The sequence below is a fragment of the Nocardia sp. Marseille-Q1738 genome (genome assembly GCF_965283145.1).
Genome location: NZ_CBDIMS010000001.1, coordinates 456,964 through 477,779 on the forward strand (window position 1 = coordinate 456,964; position 20,816 = coordinate 477,779).

General features: G+C 66.2%; 26 protein-coding genes and 1 pseudogene. 9 read left to right on the forward strand and 18 right to left on the reverse strand.

Going from position 1 to position 20,816, the window contains the following annotated elements; translation table 11 throughout:
• Positions 1–132: 132 nt before the first annotated feature.
• The 4 genes and pseudogenes from ACWPXK_RS02145 to ACWPXK_RS02160 all read left to right on the forward strand — a co-directional run.
• Positions 133–471 (forward strand): annotated as a pseudogene (locus tag ACWPXK_RS02145) (FAD-dependent oxidoreductase); the annotation flags it as partial.
• Between the two features lie 115 nt (positions 472–586).
• Positions 587–1,318 carry an L-2-hydroxyglutarate oxidase gene (lhgO, locus tag ACWPXK_RS02150; RefSeq protein WP_454194313.1) on the forward strand — a complete coding sequence of 244 codons (732 nt, stop codon included), beginning with the start codon at positions 587–589 and terminating at the stop codon, positions 1,316–1,318.
• 138 nt (positions 1,319–1,456) lie between these two features.
• Positions 1,457–1,915, forward strand: a complete 459-nt coding sequence (locus tag ACWPXK_RS02155; protein WP_454194314.1) for an SRPBCC family protein — start codon at positions 1,457–1,459, stop codon at positions 1,913–1,915.
• 10 nt (positions 1,916–1,925) lie between these two features.
• The gene (locus ACWPXK_RS02160; RefSeq protein ID WP_454194315.1) at positions 1,926–2,498 is read left to right on the forward strand and encodes a ribonuclease H family protein; all 573 of its coding nucleotides are present in this window, start codon (positions 1,926–1,928) and stop codon (positions 2,496–2,498) included.
• Positions 2,499–2,720: 222 nt separating this feature from the next.
• On the opposite strand, the gene ACWPXK_RS02165 is transcribed toward ACWPXK_RS02160, so the two are convergent.
• Positions 2,721–3,653: a helix-turn-helix domain-containing protein gene (locus ACWPXK_RS02165; RefSeq protein WP_454194316.1), complete on the reverse strand. Its 933-nt coding sequence runs from the start codon at positions 3,651–3,653 to the stop codon at positions 2,721–2,723.
• A gap of 172 nt (positions 3,654–3,825) precedes the next feature.
• On the opposite strand from ACWPXK_RS02165, the gene ACWPXK_RS02170 reads away from it, so the two are divergent.
• The 3 genes from ACWPXK_RS02170 to ACWPXK_RS02180 all read left to right on the forward strand — a co-directional run bounded on the left by ACWPXK_RS02170 (position 3,826) and on the right by ACWPXK_RS02180 (position 4,461).
• Positions 3,826–3,993, forward strand: coding sequence for a hypothetical protein (locus ACWPXK_RS02170; protein WP_454194317.1), 168 nt, complete (start codon positions 3,826–3,828; stop codon positions 3,991–3,993).
• The gene (locus ACWPXK_RS02175; RefSeq protein WP_454194318.1) at positions 3,990–4,163 is read left to right on the forward strand and encodes a hypothetical protein; all 174 of its coding nucleotides are present in this window, start codon (positions 3,990–3,992) and stop codon (positions 4,161–4,163) included. The genes ACWPXK_RS02170 and ACWPXK_RS02175 overlap by 4 nt, the downstream gene beginning before the upstream one ends.
• 124 nt (positions 4,164–4,287) lie before the next feature.
• Positions 4,288–4,461: a hypothetical protein gene (locus tag ACWPXK_RS02180; protein ID WP_454194319.1), complete on the forward strand. Its 174-nt coding sequence runs from the start codon at positions 4,288–4,290 to the stop codon at positions 4,459–4,461.
• 58 nt (positions 4,462–4,519) lie between these two features.
• Here the strand turns inward: ACWPXK_RS02180 and ACWPXK_RS02185 are convergent, their stop codons facing one another.
• The 9 genes from ACWPXK_RS02185 to ACWPXK_RS02225 all read right to left on the reverse strand — a co-directional run bounded on the left by ACWPXK_RS02185 (position 4,520) and on the right by ACWPXK_RS02225 (position 10,357).
• Positions 4,520–5,083 carry a hypothetical protein gene (locus ACWPXK_RS02185; protein ID WP_454194320.1) on the reverse strand — a complete coding sequence of 188 codons (564 nt, stop codon included), beginning with the start codon at positions 5,081–5,083 and terminating at the stop codon, positions 4,520–4,522.
• A complete protein-coding gene (locus tag ACWPXK_RS02190; RefSeq protein ID WP_454194321.1) occupies positions 5,083–5,925 on the reverse strand; it encodes a phage major capsid protein in 843 nt (280 codons plus the stop codon). Before ACWPXK_RS02190 ends, ACWPXK_RS02185 begins: the two co-directional genes overlap by 1 nt.
• 128 nt (positions 5,926–6,053) lie before the next feature.
• Positions 6,054–6,542 (reverse strand): hypothetical protein, encoded by a 489-nt coding sequence (locus ACWPXK_RS02195; protein WP_454194322.1) that lies wholly within the window; start codon positions 6,540–6,542, stop codon positions 6,054–6,056.
• The gene (locus ACWPXK_RS02200; protein WP_454194323.1) at positions 6,535–6,747 is read right to left on the reverse strand and encodes a hypothetical protein; all 213 of its coding nucleotides are present in this window, start codon (positions 6,745–6,747) and stop codon (positions 6,535–6,537) included. The genes ACWPXK_RS02195 and ACWPXK_RS02200 overlap by 8 nt, the downstream gene beginning before the upstream one ends.
• Before the next feature lie 554 nt (positions 6,748–7,301).
• Positions 7,302–8,798, reverse strand: coding sequence for an AAA family ATPase (locus ACWPXK_RS02205; protein WP_454194324.1), 1,497 nt, complete (start codon positions 8,796–8,798; stop codon positions 7,302–7,304).
• A 32-nt stretch (positions 8,799–8,830) separates the two neighbouring features.
• A complete protein-coding gene (locus ACWPXK_RS02210) occupies positions 8,831–9,175 on the reverse strand; it encodes a hypothetical protein (protein ID WP_454194325.1) in 345 nt (114 codons plus the stop codon).
• Positions 9,172–9,483 (reverse strand): hypothetical protein, encoded by a 312-nt coding sequence (locus ACWPXK_RS02215; protein ID WP_454194326.1) that lies wholly within the window; start codon positions 9,481–9,483, stop codon positions 9,172–9,174. The genes ACWPXK_RS02210 and ACWPXK_RS02215 overlap by 4 nt, the downstream gene beginning before the upstream one ends.
• 11 nt (positions 9,484–9,494) lie before the next feature.
• The gene (locus ACWPXK_RS02220) at positions 9,495–10,052 is read right to left on the reverse strand and encodes a DUF6907 domain-containing protein (protein WP_454194327.1); all 558 of its coding nucleotides are present in this window, start codon (positions 10,050–10,052) and stop codon (positions 9,495–9,497) included.
• 92 nt (positions 10,053–10,144) lie between these two features.
• The gene (locus ACWPXK_RS02225; RefSeq protein WP_454194328.1) at positions 10,145–10,357 is read right to left on the reverse strand and encodes a helix-turn-helix transcriptional regulator; all 213 of its coding nucleotides are present in this window, start codon (positions 10,355–10,357) and stop codon (positions 10,145–10,147) included.
• 108 nt (positions 10,358–10,465) lie between these two features.
• Between ACWPXK_RS02225 and ACWPXK_RS02230 the strand changes: the two genes are divergently transcribed.
• Positions 10,466–10,951 (forward strand): helix-turn-helix domain-containing protein, encoded by a 486-nt coding sequence (locus ACWPXK_RS02230; RefSeq protein ID WP_454194329.1) that lies wholly within the window; start codon positions 10,466–10,468, stop codon positions 10,949–10,951.
• Between the two features lie 3 nt (positions 10,952–10,954).
• A complete protein-coding gene (locus tag ACWPXK_RS02235; RefSeq protein WP_454194330.1) occupies positions 10,955–12,067 on the forward strand; it encodes a tyrosine-type recombinase/integrase in 1,113 nt (370 codons plus the stop codon).
• A gap of 49 nt (positions 12,068–12,116) precedes the next feature.
• Here ACWPXK_RS02235 and ACWPXK_RS02240 read toward each other — a convergent pair whose 3' ends face one another.
• From ACWPXK_RS02240 to ACWPXK_RS02275, 8 genes are all read right to left on the reverse strand, one after another.
• The gene (locus ACWPXK_RS02240) at positions 12,117–12,905 is read right to left on the reverse strand and encodes a hypothetical protein (protein WP_454194331.1); all 789 of its coding nucleotides are present in this window, start codon (positions 12,903–12,905) and stop codon (positions 12,117–12,119) included.
• A 132-nt stretch (positions 12,906–13,037) separates the two neighbouring features.
• A complete protein-coding gene (locus tag ACWPXK_RS02245; RefSeq protein ID WP_454194332.1) occupies positions 13,038–14,216 on the reverse strand; it encodes an MlaD family protein in 1,179 nt (392 codons plus the stop codon).
• Positions 14,213–15,304: an MlaD family protein gene (locus ACWPXK_RS02250; RefSeq protein WP_454194333.1), complete on the reverse strand. Its 1,092-nt coding sequence runs from the start codon at positions 15,302–15,304 to the stop codon at positions 14,213–14,215. The genes ACWPXK_RS02245 and ACWPXK_RS02250 overlap by 4 nt, the downstream gene beginning before the upstream one ends.
• 8 nt (positions 15,305–15,312) lie before the next feature.
• Positions 15,313–16,422 carry an MCE family protein gene (locus tag ACWPXK_RS02255; RefSeq protein ID WP_454194334.1) on the reverse strand — a complete coding sequence of 370 codons (1,110 nt, stop codon included), beginning with the start codon at positions 16,420–16,422 and terminating at the stop codon, positions 15,313–15,315.
• Positions 16,419–17,417, reverse strand: coding sequence for an MCE family protein (locus tag ACWPXK_RS02260; RefSeq protein WP_454195408.1), 999 nt, complete (start codon positions 17,415–17,417; stop codon positions 16,419–16,421). The genes ACWPXK_RS02255 and ACWPXK_RS02260 overlap by 4 nt, the downstream gene beginning before the upstream one ends.
• Positions 17,417–18,460: an MCE family protein gene (locus ACWPXK_RS02265; RefSeq protein ID WP_454194335.1), complete on the reverse strand. Its 1,044-nt coding sequence runs from the start codon at positions 18,458–18,460 to the stop codon at positions 17,417–17,419. Before ACWPXK_RS02265 ends, ACWPXK_RS02260 begins: the two co-directional genes overlap by 1 nt.
• Entirely contained in the window at positions 18,457–19,944 is a 1,488-nt protein-coding gene (locus tag ACWPXK_RS02270; protein ID WP_454194336.1) for an MlaD family protein, read from the reverse strand. Before ACWPXK_RS02270 ends, ACWPXK_RS02265 begins: the two co-directional genes overlap by 4 nt.
• A gap of 7 nt (positions 19,945–19,951) precedes the next feature.
• Positions 19,952–20,815 carry an ABC transporter permease gene (locus ACWPXK_RS02275; RefSeq protein WP_454194337.1) on the reverse strand — a complete coding sequence of 288 codons (864 nt, stop codon included), beginning with the start codon at positions 20,813–20,815 and terminating at the stop codon, positions 19,952–19,954.
• Position 20,816: the final 1 nt, after the last annotated feature.

The window sequence follows — 20,816 nt, forward strand, 5'->3', positions numbered from 1 at the left end:
GTATTGCCGGAAACATAAACGCCCCGCGAAGGCCTCGTTGGGGAGCCACCGCTTACCCTGCTCGTCAATGAGTGAGCGAACCATCGAGACAGCCGCGGTCATCCCGGAGCCGAGCATGCGCGAGGCGGCGGGATGACCACCTATGACTTCTGCGTCATCGGCGGCGGCATCGTCGGGGTCGCGACCGCGCACCAGATCCTCGCGCGCCATCCCGGCACGAGCCTGGTGCTGCTGGAGAAGGCATCCGAGCTGGCCACACATCAGACGGGGCACAACAGCGGCGTCATCCATTCCGGCATCTACTATCCGCCGAACAGCCTGAAGGCCACGCTGTGCCGCCGTGGCGCGCGCTGGACCAAGGATTTCGCCGCGGCACATGACATTCCGTACCGAGTCTGCGGCAAGTTGCTGGTGGCCACCGACGATGCCGAATACACACGTATGCTCGCGCTGCACCAACGGTCGATCACCAACGGGGTGGCCGTCGAACTGATCGACGCCGCGGAACTCGCCCGGCGCGAACCGCGGATCACCGGTGTCGGCGCACTGTTCGTACCCGACACGGGGGATCATCGACTTCACCCGGGTGACAACCGCACTCGCCGAGGAAGTGCGCAGAGCCGGTGGCGAATTCGTGCTCGGCACCGAGATCACCACGCTCACCGAGACGGCGGACGCGGTGACCGCCGCAGGCCCGACCGGCTCCTGGACAGCGCGCCGCTCGGTGGTCTGCGCGGGTCTGCAGGCCGATCGGATGGCGCGAGCGGCGGGGCTGCGCACGGACTTTCGCATCGTTCCGTTCCGGGGCGAGTACTACCAGCTGCCGCAGGAGCGAGCCGAGCTGGTCCGCACGCTGATCTATCCCATTCCGAATCCCGAGTTGCCCTTCCTCGGCGTGCATTTGAGCCCGACGATCGACGGCGCGCTGACCGTCGGCCCGAACGCGGTGCTCGGATTGGCCAGAGAGGGCTACCGCAAGGGCAGCTTCGACGCCAGGGACGCACGAGAGATATTCGGGTTCCCTGGATTCCACCGGGTCGCCAGGGCGAACGTGCGGACCGGGCTGCGGGAACTGCGCGACTCCCTGTTCAAACGCGGATACCTGGCACAGTGCCGCCGCTACTGTCCGGAGCTGACGCTCGCCGATCTGCTTCCGCGCGAGGCGGGCATTCGCGCTCAGGCGGTGCTGCGGGACGGAACACTGGTGCACGACTTCATGATCGAGCGCACCGAGCGCTCGATCCACCTGCTCAACGCCCCCTCACCCGCGGCGACCTCGGCCATGCCGATCGCGGAGCACATCGTCGATCAACTCTGAGCGTCGCCGAAAGACACGGATCCACTGAGAAACCGGCCGGTCGCGATCTGGCAATACGACACACCAAAACGCGCCGAGCTCTCGAATAAAGAGGAGAGCTGTAGTACTTTTGACGCCAGTCGTGAACAGGGAGGGCCTATGGGCCACATCAAGTACGCGAGTGACGTCGGAGCACCCGTCGAGGTCGCCTTCAGCTACACGGACAACCACCTATTCGTGCCGGACTGGATGTTCGGCGTCGCGGAATTCGTACCGACCGGCGAAGCGGACCGCGGCCTCGGCGCCGTCTTCGCGACCAGCGCCCGCCTCGCGCTCTGGCGACCGAACGCGACCTGCGAGATCACCGAATACCGCCGCAACGCGGTGATCGGGTATACGCTCCGTGGACGCTTGTCCGGGACGCTGACGCTGCGCTTCGACCCGCTCGGTTACGGGCGGTCGGTGCTGACCTCCGAGGCAGCATACGGCCAACCCCGTGGCCCGGTCGGACGCCTGGTGGACGCCGCGGTCAAATCGGCGCTGCGGCGTACCGAATCCCGGCTACGGAGGGAGATAGAGGAATTTCACGGTACCGATCTTGTCGGTCGGATTGCGTAGGGTGCCAGCCATGATCATCGTGAGCACCGACGGATCCTGCCTGCGCAATCCCGGCGGCGCCATCGGCTGGGCTTGGGTCAATCATCAGGGCTCCTCGGCGAGTGGGGGAGCCGCGTCCGGAACCAACCAGGTCGCGGAGTTGCGCGCGGTGCTGGAGGCGATCCTCGCCCATCCCGGATCCGAACCCCTTCTCATCGAAAGCGATTCGCTGTACGCGATCAAATGCGCCTCGGAGTGGGTCTCGGGGTGGCGACTCAACGGATGGCGCACGTCAACCGGCGGCGCCGTGAAGAATGTCGAACTCGTCCAGCAGATCGATCGAGCCATCGCCAGCAGGCCCGGTCCGGTCCGATTCCGTTGGGTGCGGGGACATGTCGGCAACTACTTCAACGAGCAGGCCGATGCGCTGGCCGGAGAAGCGGCTCGGCAGGCCGCGGTCACCGCGGCTGTCGCCGAGGCGAACACCGTGGAAATACCCGCGGTGACTGTGGAGGAAGCGTCGACGGCGCCGGAAGCGCCGAAGGACAAGGCCGCGGGGAAGGCGGCCGCGCCGTCGGCGCCACAAACATTGACACTGTTCTGATCCGCTCGCGCGGACCCGGGAAGCTGCCCGAATGACCTCCGGCGGTGGTGGCTCGGCCCACCGCCGGAGGCGCTCGGACCAGGCGAAATAGGCACTGACCTGCGGAAACGTCTCTGGCGACGTCTCGCTAGGTCAGGGTGAATCACGCTGAATCTCGGTCGGTTGTGCCCAAAATGTGCCCACGGAAGCGGCCTCGTGGGCACGTTCGGGGCAACGTGGATATCAGGCGTCGGCGGTCATGTCCGGGTCGACCTGACTCAGCATCAGGGACAACCACTCGGTGCGGCGGTGCTCGACGGGCATCGCCGCTACTCCCTGCGTAGCCTCGCGTATCGCCTCGGTCTTGCGACCCAACAGCGACAGCACCACACCGCGGTGCACGGCCTGGAAGCCCTCCCCGTACCAGTACAAGGAATCGGGTAGCTCGATGCCGTCCGCCGTTGTCGCCATCGCGTCGGCCTCGGCCAGTTCCCTGTCCGCCGATCGCGCCTCACCTTGCATGGCAAGGAGTTCTCCGCGCTGGATGTGCCCGTACAGTCGGAATACCGGGTGCACGTCCGGCACCGCCCGCGCAGCCTCCGACAAGGCCACGCCTTCAGCATGATCACCTCTCGCCATTGCGAGGTACACGCCGAAGGTCAGACTGTGCGTGAGCCGGTCCGAATCACGGCCTTCCTTCGCCAACTCCACCGCCTTGCCGAGACTGCGCCGGGCAGCAGCGTCACCCCCCGCCGCGTGCTCGAGCCAACTCTGGTACTGGTCGATTTCCGACGCGAGGGACGCCGCCTGCGCCCGTGCCGTCGTACGCGCTTCCCTGGCGAACGCCTCGGCCATGGTCGACATGCCCCGCACCGCGGGCAGCACCGACACGACTCCGGTCGCGTCCTCGATTCGCCGCGTAGCCGCCAGCATTGCCGCCACATCGGCCAGGGCGTTGGTGTCCACGCTGGCGGGTGACTTCGCTGCGGCCGTGAGGCGTTCGAGGTTCGAACCGAGCACGTTCTCGTAGGCGGTCACGACGGCGGCAGCGATCGGGCGCTGCCCGGTCTCGATCAGCCCCAAGTAGGCCTTGCTGTAGTAGGTCCGCTCGGCCATCGCGCGCAGCGAGATGCCGGCCGCCTCGCGAGCGGCACGCAGCAGGGCTCCGAGTTCCATACAGGGCACCATAACGCGATGTAGACGGGCTGTGGACGCGAATGCATATCAGCTTCAAGCCGATTCGGTTGATGCTCGAGTTGGCCTCGGCGCCGGGTCGATGCCGCCCCGAACGGGATCCCCGGCGCCGGGTGCCGCCCAACCCACACCACGCGCTCCGGAGGGTCACTGAATGACCGAAGAACTCGCAACCGTCCTGATCGTCATTGCCGCCGTCGCCGGGCTGCTGATCATCGTGTTCTGGGTGCTGCCGTGGCTAATCCAACTCGGCGAAGAACCCGACGAATCCGTCCCGTTCCGTGAGGTCATGGAACGCATCGACCGCGAGGACCGGCAGTGACGACGCGCCGTTCCTGGGTCGAGGACTATTGCGACGACAGCGACATGCCCGCCGACGAAACCCATGCCCGCGGCCTGCTGAAGATCCACGCCACCTGCACCCCGCCGTGCCCGCGGAAGGTGTCCGCGGAGCGCTATCTCCGGGAGCAGACCGAAGGGCAGCAACCGTAGGTGCATGTCCGAGGACACTGCTACCCTTCCCATCGGGGGATGGCATGGCGCGGCACGGTTCGGCACCGGGGGGAAGTTCTGTCCCGAAAACCGAATCCATCCCGACAAACCGAAAGGGCAAGCCATGCCTACACTCACCGATTCCCAAATCCGCCGTCTCGCGTCGCGTCGCGGGTTGTGCCTCACCAAGCACCGCGGCCGCTACTTCCTCGTTGACCCTGGAATCAACGCGGTGGTCGCAGGCGGGCAGATCGGATGGAGCGCCGCCGACGTAGCCGAACATCTCGCGGCACTCTGAAGCAGCGAACCGGGGGACTCACGATCGAGTCCCCCGGTTCGCTATCTGTGGGACGGTGTCAGTTCTCGCCGACGATGCCCGCCAGTTCGCCGATGCTGCTGTATCGCTCGATCCGGGCGTACGGGTACCGCCGACGTGCCGCGCGGACGATTGGGCGAGCGACGCCTTCCCGGATCCAGATACGGCCCTCCAGACGCAGCCACGTCGCCCGGACCGTCGACGGCGGATCTTTGAGGTTCAGACCCGGCAACTTCGGCCCCCGAGCAGTCACTTCGGCTATGACAGGCCGAGCCGCGATGTCGTCGCGACCGCGCAAACTAACGTCGAGTCCTAGCCCCGACGGCCTGTATTCAGCTAGCTCGGTCAGATCGGCAACGACATGCCAGCCACACCAGCAATCCCACACCGGGGCAATGTGATCATGCTGGACGCAGAACGCGGCGGGTGTCCATCGCGCCCGATCATCGCTGGGGCGGTTACCGAACCGGGGCCCCTTCGCCTCCGGTGCACCATAGAAACCGATGGTGCCGTTGGGTCGGATTCCATCGAATCGGTAGCCGTGCACCACCTCCGGCAGTGATGCGCGCGCGTCGAGTTCTTCCTGGTCCGCGGGCGCGGTCATCAACTCGGGTCCGGCAGGCCGATGCGGACGATTGCCTGCGGATGCGGGAACCCGAAAGCCACACGCATCGTCGCCTTCACACCCACCCGATCCGAGCTGAAGTACGCGTCCTCGGAAATCGTGAGCCGCGTGTCCGTGCGCAGCGTGGTGAACGCGAACGCCTGCGGAATACCCCAGATATCGCCATCGGTGACGTACGGGGAGGTCAGCAAGGGCACACCGAGCACGGTTGTCGCGCCGGGCCGCGCCGGATCCGGGCCAAGAAGAGGCTTGTTCGAACCGGTCATCTCCTTCAGCTTCGCCAAGTCCAGCGCCGTGTCCGGGTGGGTCACGAAGTTCGTGATCTGGGCGCCGACGTTCGCCGCCTTGCTGATCGCCTCGGCGAACACGTCAGTGTTGACGATGCCCGAACCCACGTCGACCACCTGGTGCACGGTCGAGCCGATGCCGTTGGGGCCGTTGGCCGTAGTCGTCGCGAAGAACGCCGTGTCGACCTTCGCCACGATGCTGCGCACCAGGCCAGCGCCGACGATATCCAGCGCGGACGGGTTGCTGTCCTCTGCCAGTTCGCGCGAGACGACCACCAACCCGGCGACCTTCTTGTGCGTGATCTCAAGTTCATCGTGCCCGGAATCGGTCGGCGTGATCTCGCTGCCCTCGGGCACCCACGCCGCGGCAGGGTCGCTGGTCACAATCGGGAACTTGGAACTGGTGGAGTCGGTTTGCAGGACGGTGGTCACGGTGAACGCGACCGAATCACGTTGAACGGGACGGACGATCAGCGCATGGATCTGCTCAGGCAGGAGACCGCCGATGCCGCTCGTGGAGGTATACAGAGACACGAATGCTCGCCTTCGAGTAGCGGGGAATGATCTCCGGTGGGCTCCAAGCCCTTCCGGTTGCCCCGCTGGGGCGAGCGTGACGGCGGTGCCCTAGCTCCCTGGCAGTCGCACCGCCGTCACGTGACAGTTTACAGCCGCTCCCGCGACGACCCGAACACGTCCGCCCAGCTCGTGCCAAGGCTGTCGACGCTCGCACCCGACGCACCAGACCGCAGTGACCCGACCGCGGGCCGTTGCTTCTGGGCTCGCTGCCAATGCGGGTGCGACTGGAGAAGGGCGTCAATCGACTTGCCTACCTTCGCCGCATCTATCGCGCCGTCCTTGCCGCGCAGCGTCTCGAGGTCGACTCCACCCGTCCACAGATCGGCAGGATCGGCAAGCCTGTCCGCGGCAAGGCGTTCGACCTCGGCGCGTTCGTACGCAGTGACGCGCTCACGGAGGGCATCGCGTTCGGTCTCGACGGTGCGCAACTGGCGACGATACTTGGCCGCTTCTCGGTTCGGTGTCTGCTGCTGCTCGGCGCCGGAGTCGGTCTCCGGGTCGGCCGGCGTGGGTTCGGCCGGCGCGGCGTCGATGGGCTCGACCGGTTCGGCCGGCGCGGTAGTCGGTTCAGTCATCGGTGTGATTCCTCTCGGTGAATGGTGGGGTGACGTAGATGTTCTCGGTGACGCGCTCGACTCCGTCCTCGGTGAACTCGAAGTAGGTCACCTGCGCGTCGCCCACGGGGATGTCGTCGGCGGGCAAGGTGCGGCGTGGCACGATGTCTGGAGGCGCACGGTGGTAGGGCGGCAGGCCGTTGTTGAAGTCGTGCTCAGCTGCCATCGGTGTGTTTCCTCTCGGTGGGGACTGGGGCATCACTCCCACATCGGCCCAGAACGTCAGCCTTGGTCATAGACGCTCTGGTTCCGCTTGAGTCTGGGGGTTTCGGGGGTGCGGGACGACTCCCTTCCGCTGTTCCCGCATCCGCAGGCAAAGGCGGGCATCTATCCATGGATTTTTTTCCACGGCGCCCCTGACGGGGCCGTCCTCCCGGTGGCAGATCGGCGCGTTACGTTCCAACGCGCCTACCAGTGGAAACTGCGAGGCGTGGCGATCGGGCGGACCAGGGCCAGAACCCGCGACGCCCTGGCCTGCTGCGATGGGTTTGGAAAAAACGGATAGGGGGACTTTGCCTATGCCTGCGGGTGCGAGCGGACCGCGATCGAGCCCACCCCGCACCCCGCACCGCCCCCATAATCCCCAGACCCGTAGAGAACCCGGGCGTCTTGGCCATCGGCTGACGATTCGAGCGGTCTGGGAGGCGACGCCCCGGGTACTGAGACCGTGCCGACGCCGCACGGCAGCAACCGTGCGGCGTTCGGCGTGAAGGGTGCGCATCAGCTCGCGCCCTCGTCGGTTGGAACACCGCCGCGCGTCCGTTTCCGCACACGTGTCCGGCGCTCAGTGCGTCGTGCAGCGTCGAGCGGTGTAATAGTCCTGTCCGATGTGTCCGAACGGTCCGAACGCCTATGTTCTTCCAGGTCAGTGACCTTATTCGGTTCGGACACATCCGCATCGCTTTCGGACACTCCACGATCAGTGTCCGAAAGCTGAGGGGCAGTGTCCGAAACAGATTCCTGCCGTGAACTGGGGCTATCCAATCCTTCGGACCGTTCGGACAGTTCGGACACGGGTACGAACACACCGCGTGTGCGCTTGCCGATGAGCCCCTTGTCGAGCAGGCGCCGGAGGTACTTGCCTGCGTCGTCATTGCTGATGCCCAGCTTCTCGGCGAGGTCGGTTGCGCGTGTGCCGAGCGGACGGGCAGCAACGAACGCAAGCGCGTCCATCGTGCGGTCGCCGAGCTGGGCTGTCTGCTGCCTGGTCTCGACTGCTGCTGCGGCGTCCATGAGGTCCATGCCGTCGAGCGACCACCGTCCGTCCTCGGTGATCAAGGCGTATTCGTTCTCGGGGATATCGCGCCCCGTGACCGACAGGACTGCCTGATCGGACTTCCGCTTGCGCGCGAGCACCAGCACGAAGTCGGCGGATCCGGCGATGCCCTGAGTTCCGCTCACCGCGTCCACGAAATCGACGGACTCGGCCTTGCGGGTGTGGTGCACGACGAGCAGGGATGCGCCGGGCACGCTGTCGGCGACGTTCTTCAACTGGGTGCCGATCGCGTAGTCCGCGGCGTACGAGTCCTCGCCGCGAGCCTTCGGCGGACGGGCCTTGCCGAGCGTGTCGAGGATGACCAGCGGCGCCGCGTCGCGGTGACGGATCATGTACTCGGCAATTGTGGCAATGATGACGTTCTGCTCAGCCTGGACAATGAACGAGATTCCGGCCGGTATGGGCTGGTCCATCATCAGGGTTCGGAACCGCGATTGCAGGCGACGGTGACCGTCCTCGAGCGCCAGGTACAACACCGATCGACGCTGCACCGGGATCCGGCCGAACGCGAGACCGCCGGACGCGCATGCGAGCGCGATACCGCCGACCATCCAGGACTTGCCTGCCTTCGGCGGACCGACTAGCAGACCGAATCCTTCGGACACGATTCCGGGGACGCACCACGACAGCGGCGGAAACTCCTGCGTGTCGAGCCATCGGCCGTCGACCATCCCTTTGAGGAGGCTCGACTCAGCGGTTGATGCTGGCGGAACCGGTTCTCTGTCCTGCTCTGGAGCAACCGGTGGCTTTGTGTCGCCAGTTCCGCCACTTCCACCGGTTACTCCGGTGCGCTTCCGGGGATCGCCTTCGAGCAGTTCGCCTCTCTGCTGCGCAAGCTGGATGCGGTAGAACTTCTGGCACAGATTGCAGTCTCGTACGAAGATCTTGTGGATCGGGCAGTGTGCGGTCGGTTCCGGCAACACGCCCGAGGGCGCGGCCATGTCGGCCGCGCCTCCGGTGTCGGTGTGGTTTGTCAAGCAGCACCGCCTAGCGTCTGCTCGGCGTGGTCGCGGCTCTTGGCGAGCTTGGCCCGGAATCCGGTGCGCGGCAGCACTTCGTCGAGGACTTCCAGCAGCGGAGCGAGCACGCATCGCGTGAGCAGAGATAGCGCGCCCGCGCAGACGTAGCCGAAATCGTCCGGGTCGAGCCGTGCGGCCCACTCGGTACTGATCCGGTCGACCTCGGCGTCGTCGCCCGCCGCGGCGGCGAGCTGGTACATCAATCGGGTTGCATTGGCCTGCATCTCGGCCAGGTCGACCACGCCGCGAGGCACGCCGTCGTCGCCGATGACCATGAAGTGATCCGGTGTCGCGGTCATGCTGCGGCACCCCCTTTCGTCCTTCGGTTGGTGGAGAGGGCTCCGGCGTCCGGATGCCGATCCCCCGCCAAATCTCGGCGCAACTTCGCGTCCAGCCGGGCCACGAACTCGGCGAACGACTGGACGGACGGCAGGATCCGCAGCTCGTCTTCGTCGCCTTCCAGCAGCAGAATCAGGCGCGCGAGCGCTGCCTCCAGCTCCATGCGGTAGGTCGAACGGAAGTGCCGCTGAGCCCATTCGGTTGGCTGATAGCCCTGGCCCCACGTGTCGAGTAGCGCTTGCACTTCGGAGTGCCCGAACTTGGTCACGGCCGCGCCTCTCAGTCCGCGTCCACGGCGTCGGCGACCTGGAGCAGGACGGCCGCCAACTGCCGCGCTTCGGACACCGTGGCGTCGAAGTCGGTGACGCCGTGGCGCTGGTTCACCGCGATGTAGACGCTGTCCTTGCCTCCGGGCCGCCGCACCGGGGAGACTTCGGCGCTGGCGACCATGCCGACTCCCGGAGATGGTTCGATCGTCAGCGCGACTACCGTCTCGGCCCCGTAGCAGATTTTGTCGGCCTCGAACAGCTCGCCAGGGTGACCGTCGCCCGTCGGGCACCAGCTCGCGCAGCCGGGGTCGCGGCGGCACTGCTGGCACCGGATCGGCACCGGAGGAGCCGGGGCGGGGATTGTCCCGATGACCGCGTTGCAGACCGAGCAGAGCAGGTCGTCCAGCGCCGATTCCACCTGGGCGGGATCGAGGATCAGGTTGTCGTCCAACCCGTTGATGTACGCGATGATGGAGTGCGCGGTGAGCGCCTTGACGGTGGCCAGTTCACCGGACGCCAGCACCCGGATTGGGTCGCCGGGGCGGAACGGGGTAGTACTGTTGTTCACGGAATCTTCTCCTTGGTGTGGGGTGGTTTCTTCGGCCCGGTGAGCGGTGGCACCCGCTCCCGGGTCGCTTTCGTTTCCGGGGGCGTTGGGCATCAGGCCGCCCCCGGCTGCTCGCCAGTGCTCTGCCGGGTGTTGGCCTCGAGCCATGCCTCGACGTCGCTCCAGCGGTAGCGGACCTGGTGACCAGTGACCTTGATGAACTTCGGCCCCTTGCCGAGGTAGCGAAGCTGCTTGCTCTGCGCAGGCGTGAGCCCGGCGAATTCGCAGAACTCGGCGTCGGTCGCGAGCTTGCGTGCGTCCTTCACGCGATCCTCCGTAATGATCTTGCAGTATTGTGTGTGAGTCTTGCTGACTCTCACACAGTCTTACAGCATGGGCGATCGTTCGGCAACATCCGTTATAGAATCTGCATCATGGCGACACGCAGAGTAGAGATTGGCCCGACCGGGCACACTGTCAGGGCGAACATTTCCCGCATCCGGAAACGGCAAGGCCTCACGTTGCGAGACCTTGCCGACCAACTAGCGTCGACAGACCGACCGCTTTCTCACAATGCGATCAGCGAAATAGAAAGGGGCGCAAGGAGAGTCGACTCGGACGACTTGATGACGTTGGCTGTGGCGCTGAACACCACGCCGAACGCGCTCCTTTTGCCGCCAACCGACGACAACGCGCTGATGGTTCAAATCTCTTGTGCCGGTTGGCAAAACGCCGCTGGCGTATGGGAGTGGGCACGCGGCAAGAAGGCCCTACCGGTGCCGAAGCGGCCCCCCGGAGGCGCCGAGCGGGCCACGGCGCAACTCCAACTGAACTCCGATCCGTCCATCCAGGACGTGACGGACGCGCCGAACGTCGAGTTTGGTCCTATCACCGATCCCAGTGAGAGCACCGGAGAGTGATACGTGGCGACGATTGAGCCGTACGAGACCAAGTCCGGGAAGCGGTACATGGTCAGGTACCGCAAGCCGGACGGTAAGCCGACCAAAAAGAGAGGATTCCGGCGCAAGCTCGACGCCGAGCGGTTCGCGGACACCGTGGAGGTGTCGAAGATGACCGGCGACTACGTGGCCCCTGGGTTGGGTAGGGTAACGATTGCCGAACTCGCACCAAAGTGGTTGGCGCACAAGGAATCCAGCGTAGCCAAGTCGAACTATCGGCCGCTCGAATCGGCGTGGAGAGTCCACGTGCAGCCGAAGTGGGGAGCGACCCGGATATCCGACATCGACCTGCCCGCGGTCGAGGACTGGATAGCCGAACTGCGCCGCGCCGGGAAGAGCACGACCACGATCGTGCGCGTGCACGGCGTGCTCGCGGGGATCCTGGATACCGCGGTGAAGGCGAAGCGGCTGCGCGCGAATCCGGCCCGGGGCGTGGACAACCTGCCCGCCAAGTCCGCCAAGCGGCACGTGTACCTCACCGCGGACGACGTGACCAAGCTCGCCAGCGAGGCCAAGCACCGGGTACTCGTGATCACGTTGGCGTACACGGGTTTGCGCTGGGGTGAGGCGGTGGCGTTGCGGGTGCGCGACATCCAGTTCCTGCGGCGGCGGCTGTCCGTGACCGACAACGCGGTGCAGGTGGGCGCCGAGCACGACGAGAAGGCACCGAAGAGCAACCAAACCCGGTCCGTCCCGGTGCCGCAGTTCGTCCTTGACGAGCTCGCGGTGCATTGCCAGGGCCGCAGCCGGGACGACCTGGTGTTCGGCAACGGCAAGGACTACCTAGCGCGGCCGAAGTCCGGCGACGGGTGGTTCGCTGGCGCGGTGCGCCGCTCGGGGGTGCAGAAGGTCACGCCCCACGATCTGCGGCACACCTGCGCCAGCCTCGCCGTGTCCTCCGGTGCGAACGTCCTCGCCCTGGCACGGATGCTGGGTCACAGCAACCCGGCGATCACGCTGCGGGTGTACTCGGACCTGTTCGACACCGACCTGGACAAGGTCGCCGAAGCCATCCACGCGGCCTACGCCCCGGCGGAGTGTGCCCAAAACGTGCCCAAAACCGCCGAAACAGCCTGATAACCAGGGCTTTCCTATGGTGGCTCGGCCCACCGCCGGAGGCGCTCGGCTAGTTACCCGGCTGCGGCCCGGGCTGAGCGGACGGCGCGGGCTGCGGAGCGCCGCCCGGCGCCGGCGCACCCGGCAGGCCCGTACCGGCGCCCTTCAGCATCGGCGAGTCGAGCTTCTCGACCAGCCACTTGTCGCCCGACTTCTGCAGCTGGGCGATCACGACCACGAACTGCCGCTCCGGGTTGGCCTGGGTGAAGTTGGTCCGATACTGCGTGAGGGTCACCAGCACCTTGGCCGAGGTCTTGTCACCGGACTGATAGCCGCACTGCACGTCATCGGCCCAGGACTTGACTTGCGCCTGCACCATCGCGTCCTTGAGCGCCTTGGTCGCGTCGTCGAACTCTTTCAGGAACTCCCCGGTCGATCCGGCCTTCACCGTGGTGAAGTAGTCGTCGAGGTTCTTCGAGTAGTCGTAGACCGAGACGTCCTTGCCGAACTCGCAAGCGGCGCTGGTCGAATCGCGAATCGCGTCCAGCTTGTCCCCGCGATCCTTGCCCTGCAGGAAGAACACGACGAGGGCGGTGATCGCCGCGACCGCCAGCACACCGGCCGCGAACGCGGCCACCAGCGGAAGCGATGCGGACTTCCCGGACGCGTCCGCCTTGGGAGCGTCCTTCTCCGCCGCCTTCTTCTCCGTCTTCGGCTTGTCTGCCTTCTCCGCCTTGGACAGCTCGGGCTTCGCCGCGTCAGCGGCATCCTCCGACTTCTCGGTCACCGCGTCGGTGTCCTTGCCGCCCGCGGCGGCCGTGGTCTCGGAGTCCTTGTTCTCGGCGTCGTCGGTAGACATCGATACAAACCTGCTTTCCCGGCGCGCAGCGGCGCGCGCCGATTGGCTTCGGGGCCCGCGACAGCGAACCTTACGCGTTCTACCGGCGAGTATGCCCGGTCCGGCGGGATGACCGGCGGACCGGGTGTGAACTCACCGCACCGGAGGAAGGGTCCGCTCGTTCGGATCCACACCCGGCGGCATGTGCGCGCCGTTGTTCGGCACGTTTGGCCGCGGCGCGTTCGCCGCACCACGGATCAGCTGGCCCGGCGGCGGGTTCTCACAGTAGTTCCACTTCGGAATCGTGCCGTCCTGGACGACCTCGTTGCGGATCTTCGGCGTCTCATAGGTGCAGAACGGCCGCGGCCAGATGTCGATGATCGCGTGGAACTCACCGTCGTGCGCCGGGACGCCGAGCGCCTCGCCACCGAGCGCGAGCGAGGGGAACAGCGCACGCAACGCGGGCAGCCGCAACTGCGCCGCCTTGGTGATCGCCTGGAAGTTGGTCGCCAGGCTGGTGATCGGATCGGCGGTCCGGTCCACCACCGCGCCGAGGCTGGTGAGCTGACCGGGAGCCTGGTCGAGCACGCGCTGCAGTTCGGCGTTCGCGTTGTTGAACTGCTCGAACAGCGTGCCGGAGTTGCGGGTCAGGGTGGCCAGGTCCGGCTGCGCCATGGACGTGGTGTTGGCGATGGTGCGCAGATTCGTGATCAGGTTCGTGGTCTGTGGCAGCAACGAGTCCAGGCCCGCCATGGCCAGGCTGATCCCGTTGACCATGCCGCGCAGCTGATCCGGTCCCGCGCTGAGCGCGACGTCCAGCTCCTGCAGGATGACCTTGAAGTGGTCCGGGTTGATCTGCGCGATCAGGGCGCTGGAGTTGTCCAGCACCGCCCACACCGGGGTCGGCGTCTGGATCTTCTCCGGATCGAACTTGATCACCGCGCCGTCGGCCAGGAACGGCCCCTGCTCGGAGTTCGGCCGGAAATCTATGTACTGCTCGCCCGCGCCGGACAGGGCCTGCACCGCGATCCGGGTGTCCACCGGGATCTTGTACTTCGCGTCGATCTGCGCGGTGGCGGCGATGGCTTGGCCGCGGTCGGTCAGCTCGATCGAACTGACCTTGCCGATCCGCCATCCCCGCAGCGTCACGTCATTGCCGGGCTGCAGACCGCCGGAACGGTCCAGGTTCACCGTGACCGTGTAGTCCGAGCGCAGCGGGTTGACCCGCATGACGTTCACCATCAGGTACGCGGCGCCGACCAGCAGCACGAGCACCAGGCCCAGGTTCGACAGCAGCAGCTTGCGTCCGGCCAGGTTGCGCAGGAAGGTCATCGGTGTCCTCCCGTCACCCGGCCCTGCACCAACTGCAGCACCTGGATCAAGCTGCCCGCGAAGTCCTGCAGGTCGTGCAGATCCTGGAGCTTGCCGTGCTGCGGGTCGGTGAGCGCGCTGATATCGAGGTTGGTCGCGGTCGCGTACACCGCGAAACTGCTGCCGCGGAAGGTCGCGTCGACCTTCGGGCGCAGCACCCGCAGGCGATCGAGCAGCACGCCGAAGCCGTCACCGGTTCTGGCCAGCGCGTCCATCAGCTGATGGGTGTTGTCCAGCAGGCTGCTCAGCTGTTCGGTGGAGGTGTTCGCGTAGTCGCCGAGCGCGGCGCTGGTCACCGAGAGCTTGGTCAGCAGTTCGCCGATGGCCCGGTTGTTCTCCGCGACGGCACCGACCATCTGCGGCAGCGTGTCGGCCACCTCGCCGAGTTCGGACCGCCGCGACTCGATGGTATTGGCCAAGGTGCTGAACTCGCCGAGGACGCTGTCCACCCGGGCGGTGTTGGCGTTCAAACTGCTGACCACGCCGGTCATTTCGGTGATCAGATGGGCCAGCTGCCCGCCGCGGCCGCCGAGGATGGAGTCCAACTCCGCGCCCAGCCTCGACAAGCTCGCGATGCCGCCGCCGTTGAACAGCATGGACACCGAGATGAGCAGCTGCTCGACGGTCGCACCCGCGGAGGTGCTGTCCAGGGTCAGCGTGTCACCGTCGCGCAGCATTTCCGCGCCCGGGTCCACCTTGGGCTTGGACACCGCGACGAACACGTCACCGAGCGGGGTGGCCTGACGCAGCTCCGCCGTGCTGCCCTTGGGCAACTCGATGTCCTTGCGGATGGTCAGATCCACGACGGCCTGGAAGTTCTTCGTCTTGATGTCGGTGACCACGCCGACATCCGAGCCGCCGATCTTCACCTTCGCCTGGTCGGGCAGGTTCAGCGCGTTCTCGAACACCGCGTGCACCGTGTAGGTGTCCCCGTTCAGGCCGGGTTTGGGCAGCGGCAGTTTCTCCACGGTGAACCCGCAGCCCGCGGTGACCCCCACACCGGCCACCGCGACCAGGGCGACCAGCGCCCTGCGTGCCTTGATCGTCATTCGGTACGTCATTTCGTCAGTCCGAGCAGTGCGGCGGTGAGCCCGTAGTCGGGTCCGAAGTCCTGCATGTTTCCGGTGCGGCAGCCGTCGGCCCTCATCTGGACGCGCTCGCAGAACAGGCTGACGATCTCACCCGACAGCGCGGTACCGATGATCGCGTGCAGCCGGACGTATTGGTGCTCCCGGTTCACGATGCCGTCGATGTTCTGCATCACCATCGGCGCAACGTCGACGACCTCGGTGATGCCGTAAGCGTTGTCCCGCAGCTGCTGGGTGACGTTGGTCAGGCCGGTCATGGTGCCGGACAGCTGGTCCTGGTACTGCGTCAGCGTGCTGCTCGTGTTCACCAAGAAGGCGTTGAGCTGGTCGAGCGTGGCCTGCAGGCCGGGGGACTGCTCGGCGAGCAGGCCGGTCATCTGGGTCACCCGGTCGCTGAAATCGCGCACCGACTGGTCGTTCTCGGCCAGCATGGTGGTGAGCTCGTTCAACTTGATGATGATGCTGGAGATCGCGTCCTTGTTGTCCACGCCGACCTTCAGCGCACCGGACAGCGCGTTGAGGGTGTCGCGGATCTTCTCGCCGTTGCCGTTGAGCATCGGGTAGAGCACCCGGCCCGACAGCGGGCCGATGCCCTCCTGGCCCGGCTCCGGCTTGAGCGCGGCGGCGAACTGATCGATCGTCTTGATCATCGTGTCCAGCTCGACCGGCGTCTTGGTGCGCGCCTTGGGCAGGTGCGCGCCGTCGGACATGGTCGCACCGCCGGTGTAGACGGGCGTCAGCTCGATGTGCCGGTCGGTCACGATGGACGGCGAAACGATCGCGGCCTCCGCGTCTTTCGGGATCTTCACGTCCTTGTCGATGGACATGTGCACCTCGACCAAAGTGCCTTTGGGCACGACCTTGTCGACTTTTCCGACGTCCAAGCCGAGCACCGTGATCGGATTGCCCTCGTAGATACCCGCGATGTTCTCGAAATCCGCGGTGATCCGCATCGTGGTGCCCAATGCGTCGTTCACCGAACTCGGAAGCAGTGAGCAACTGCCGACCGTCAGCGCCGCGGCGCTGATCATGAGCGTCTTCGCGACGGTCTTCAGCGGAAAAGCCGTGCGGAGTTTCATCCCTGGCACCCTTCGATCACTTGGGCGAAGCACAACCAGTTGTCCGGGAAGAGCCACGGCAGGCCGACGTCGCCGTACGGACCGCTGCCACCCCACGAGTTCGCCAGGTAACGCACGGTCGGCGGCATGAGCGACAGCAGCCGGTCCAGGTTGTCCTTGTTCTTCTGCAGGCCCTCGGCCATGGTGTTCAGCTGCGCGATGGTCGGCCCGAGCTGATCGTTGTTCTGCGCGCCGATCTCCTGCAGCTGCCTGGTCAGCGTCGCGACGCCGTCGAGCAGCTGGCGCAGCAGGGCCTGACGCTCCATCACCCGGTTGGCGATGGCCTCGCCCTGGGTGATCACCAGCAGCACGCTGTTGCGGTTGTCGGCGAGGATCCGGGTGACCCGGTCCAGGTCCTTCAGCAGCGCGTCCACCTCGGCCCTGCGGGTATCGATCACCTTGGCCAGCGCCCCGACACTGTCGAGTGCCTGCGCGGCGAGCTGGGGGGATCCGCCCATCTGCTCGTTGATCAGATTCAGCGACTGCGCCAGCTTCTTGGTGTCGAGCGCCTCGAACTTCGGCGTGCCGACCTGCACCACGTCGGCCAGGTTGTACGGAACGGCGGTATTGGACAACGGGATTCGCTTGCCCTTCAAGCCGGAGCCGTCGCCGGGCTCCAGATCGACATACCTGGCGCCGAGCAGCGTGGCCATCTTGATCGAGGCGCGCGCGTCCGGGCCGAGCTTCACGTCGTCGCGCACGCTCAGCGTGAGCAGCACGTGGCTTCCTTCGAGTTCGGCGTCGACCACCCGGCCGGCGGACACACCAGCGACGTTCACCTTGTCGCCGACCTTGATGCCCGCGGCCTGCACGAACTCGGCCTTGATCGACTGCTCGCCGACTCCGATGAGTTTGTAGACGCTGGACACCAGCAGCAGCACCACGATGAGGACGCCACCGAGGATGCCCAACCAGAAGTACCGGTTGCTGTCGAACCTGGCCTTGAGTTTCGTCATCATGGGCGGCACACCGCCGAGTGCGAGGTGCCACCGATCTGGGAGAACAGTCCGCGCGGGAACAGGATGCCGTAGAGCGAGACGTCCAGGCCGCACAAGTACGCGTTGGCGTAGGCGCCTTCGGAGGTGTGCCTGCCGGCCGCCGACAGGACGTTCGGCAGGTCGACCGCCGCCTGATCCAGCTTGGCGCCGTTGTCCAGCAGCAGGGTCAGCGCCGCGCTGGTGGAGTTCTGCGCGGTCTGCAGCCCGGGTTGGATCCGGTCCATCATGTCGACCAGCGACGTGGTGGCGGCGGCGATCTGCTCGGTCGAGGCAAGCAACGACTGCCCCTGTTCGTACAGCCCGCCGATCAACGCGCGGGTCTGGGTTATCAGGGTCTCCAATTCATCACCTCGTTTGGCCAACCCCGCCATCACGCCCGAGAGGTTGGTGATCACATCGGACAGAATCGCGTCCCTGCGCTGGAAGTCGGTGGCCAGCTGCGCGGCCTGAACGATGAACGCGCTCAACGAGACACCATCACCCTGCAACGCCTGGATGAAGGTCTCCGACAAGCGGTTGACCTGCTCGGGCTGCAACACCTGGAACAGCGGCTGGAAGCCGTTGAGCAGAGCCGACACGTCGAACGACGGCTCGGTTCGCTCGATCGGGATCGAGCCGTTGTTCTTCAGCGGCGCCGGGCTCGGCGTCGCGCCGGGAGCCAGGGCCACATACCGCTGACCGATCAGATTCTGGTAGCGGACAAGGGCTTTGGTGTCGTCGTAGATCATCTGGTCGCGCTGCACCACGAAAGTGACCTTGGCGACCGACTTCTTCAGATTGGCGTCGCGGCCGAGCTCGATCTTCTCCACCTTGCCCACCCGCACGCCCGCCATGCGCACGTCATCGCCCTCGTGCAGGCCGAGCACGTCGGAGAAGGTAGCGGAGTAGGTGTAGGTGTCACCGGAGACAATGCGCGCCAACGTATTCCACACGACCACCGTGACCAGGATCGACACGATGGCGAAGATGCTGAATCCGATCAGCGGCTTACGAATGCTCATCGTCCGGCACCATTGTCGGACACGTGCATGGTTCCGCCCTTCAAAATCGAGCCGAGCAGCAGATATTCGGCGGTGGTCGGCTTGCGGCCGAGCAGCGCGACGATCGCCGAGTCACCCTGATAGGAGATCGGCGCTGCCGACGGGGTGCCCTCCGGCGCGGCGGCCGGAGCAGCCGGTGCCGGTGCGGCGGGCGGGAGCAGACCGGGCGGCAGCATCGGGAACAGACCCTCGAGCGGCGTGCCGGCGAACGGAGCCGGCGCCCCGCCGGTCGGAGCGGCCGCGGTGGCCCTGGCCGGGTCCGGGGTGGTGATACCCGGGATCAGGGGCAGACCCGGCATCGGCACCACGGGCGGAAGCCCGGCGGCCGACGCGAGTGCGCGCGGCTTCAGCTGTTCGGGCAGTTCGGGCAGTTCGGCGACGGCGGGCGCGGTGTAGCAGCTCGGGCCGACCAGCTCGCCGTAGCGCGGGCAGTCGGCCACGGTGTACGGCCGGTACGGCGTGAGCGTGATACCCGCGTTCCAGACCTGCTGCTTCTGCGGACCCCAGTGGAACGTGGTGTCCATCCGGCGCATGGTCTCGCTCAGGTTGAGCAGGCTCCTGGTGATCGCGTCGGGGTCGGCCGCGAGGGCGCCGAACATGTCGCTGGTCCCGGCGGTGACCTCCTTGCCGACATCCGGGTTGCGGGCGAAGAGATCGTTCACCGTGTCCACGGTCCCGCTGGTGCCGGTGATCAGCGCGACCAGCTCACCGCGGCGGTCGGCGATGGTGCGCGCGGTCTGCACCGAGCTGCCGAGCACGTCGACCAGCTCCGGCGCGGACTGGTTGAGCGCGTGGAACGACGCGGAGAAGTCGCCCAGCAGCACGCCGAGGTCGGGAATCGACTCGTCGACCGCAAGCAGCCAGCGGTCGAACCGCTCGACCGTGGAGCCGGGCATCCGGCCGCTGCCGTCCAGCGCCTGCGACAGGGTGCCGAGTACGCGGCCGAATTGCACCGGGTCGATCTTGTCGAGGATGTCGCGCACGGTGGTGAGGGTGTCCTGCAGCGCGATGGTGCCCTGACTGCGATCCTCCTCGATGACGGAGCCCTCGTGCAGGTACTGATCGGAGGGTCCGTTGAAGACCAGTTCGACGGAGGTGACGGCGAACAGGTTGCTCGGCACCACACGAGCGGTCACGTTGGCCGGGATGTCGCCGGCGAACTCCGGCTTCATCTCGATCCTGACCTTCTGCAGTTCGCCCTTCGCGGCGACATCGACGTTCTGCACCGCGCCGACGAGCACGCCGCGGAACTTCACGTCGGCCTGCTCGGGCAGGCCGTCGCCGGTGGTGGTCAGGTTCGCGGTGACGTTGACCTTCTCCTTGAAGTAGCCCTGGTAGCGCAGCATCAACAAGGTCAGCACAAGCGCGAAGACGACCAGACCGCACAGGCCTGCGACGAGCAACTGCCGCATGGTGGGCCCGCGCCCACTGGGATCGATGATCATCTGGTGTTTACCCCGAGATCCGAATGCCGGGGTTGACACCCCAGATCGCCAATGTCATGAACAGGTTCGCGAAGACGACCGCGATGATGCACATCTTGATCGCGCGGCCCGCGGCCACACCGACGCCTTCGGGACCACCGGAGGCGAAGAAGCCGTAGTAGCACTGGATGAACGTGGTGATCGCGACGAACAGGATCGCCTTGAGCAGTGAGTAGATCACGTCGACCGGGACCAGGAACTGATAGAAGTAGTGCTGGTAGGTTCCCGCGGCGGTGCCGCCGATGAGCTGCACGGTCACCGCGCAAGAGATGTAGGCCATGGCCAGGCCCAGGCAGTACAGCGGGATGATGGCCACCATCGCCGCGAACATCCTGGTGCTGATCAGATAGGGCAGCGGCCGGATGGCGATGGACTCCAGCGCGTCGATCTCCTCGGAGATGCGCATGGCGCCCAGCTGCGCGGTGAATCGGCAGCCCGCCTGGGCGGCGAAGGCCAGGGTCGCGAGCAGCGGCCCGAGTTCACGGGTTGTCGCGAACGCCGAGATGGCGCCGGTGATCGGACTCAGTCCGAGCAGGTTCAACGAGTTGTAGCCCTGGATGCCGACGGTCATGCCGCCGAAGGCGCTCAGGATGACGACGACGCCGATGGTGCCGCCGCCGACGACGAGATTGCCATTGCCCCAGGTGACATCGGAAAGCAGTCGCCAGACTTCCTTGGGGTAATGCTTGAGCGCCAACGGAATGGAGCCGATCGAGCGCAGCAGGAAGAACACCTGGTGGCCGAGCCTGGCGAGCAGATCTACCGGCGCCTGAGCGGATTTCCGGAGTGTCTGGAAGGGCCGCAGCAGCGGAGGTACATAGGTTGATGACACC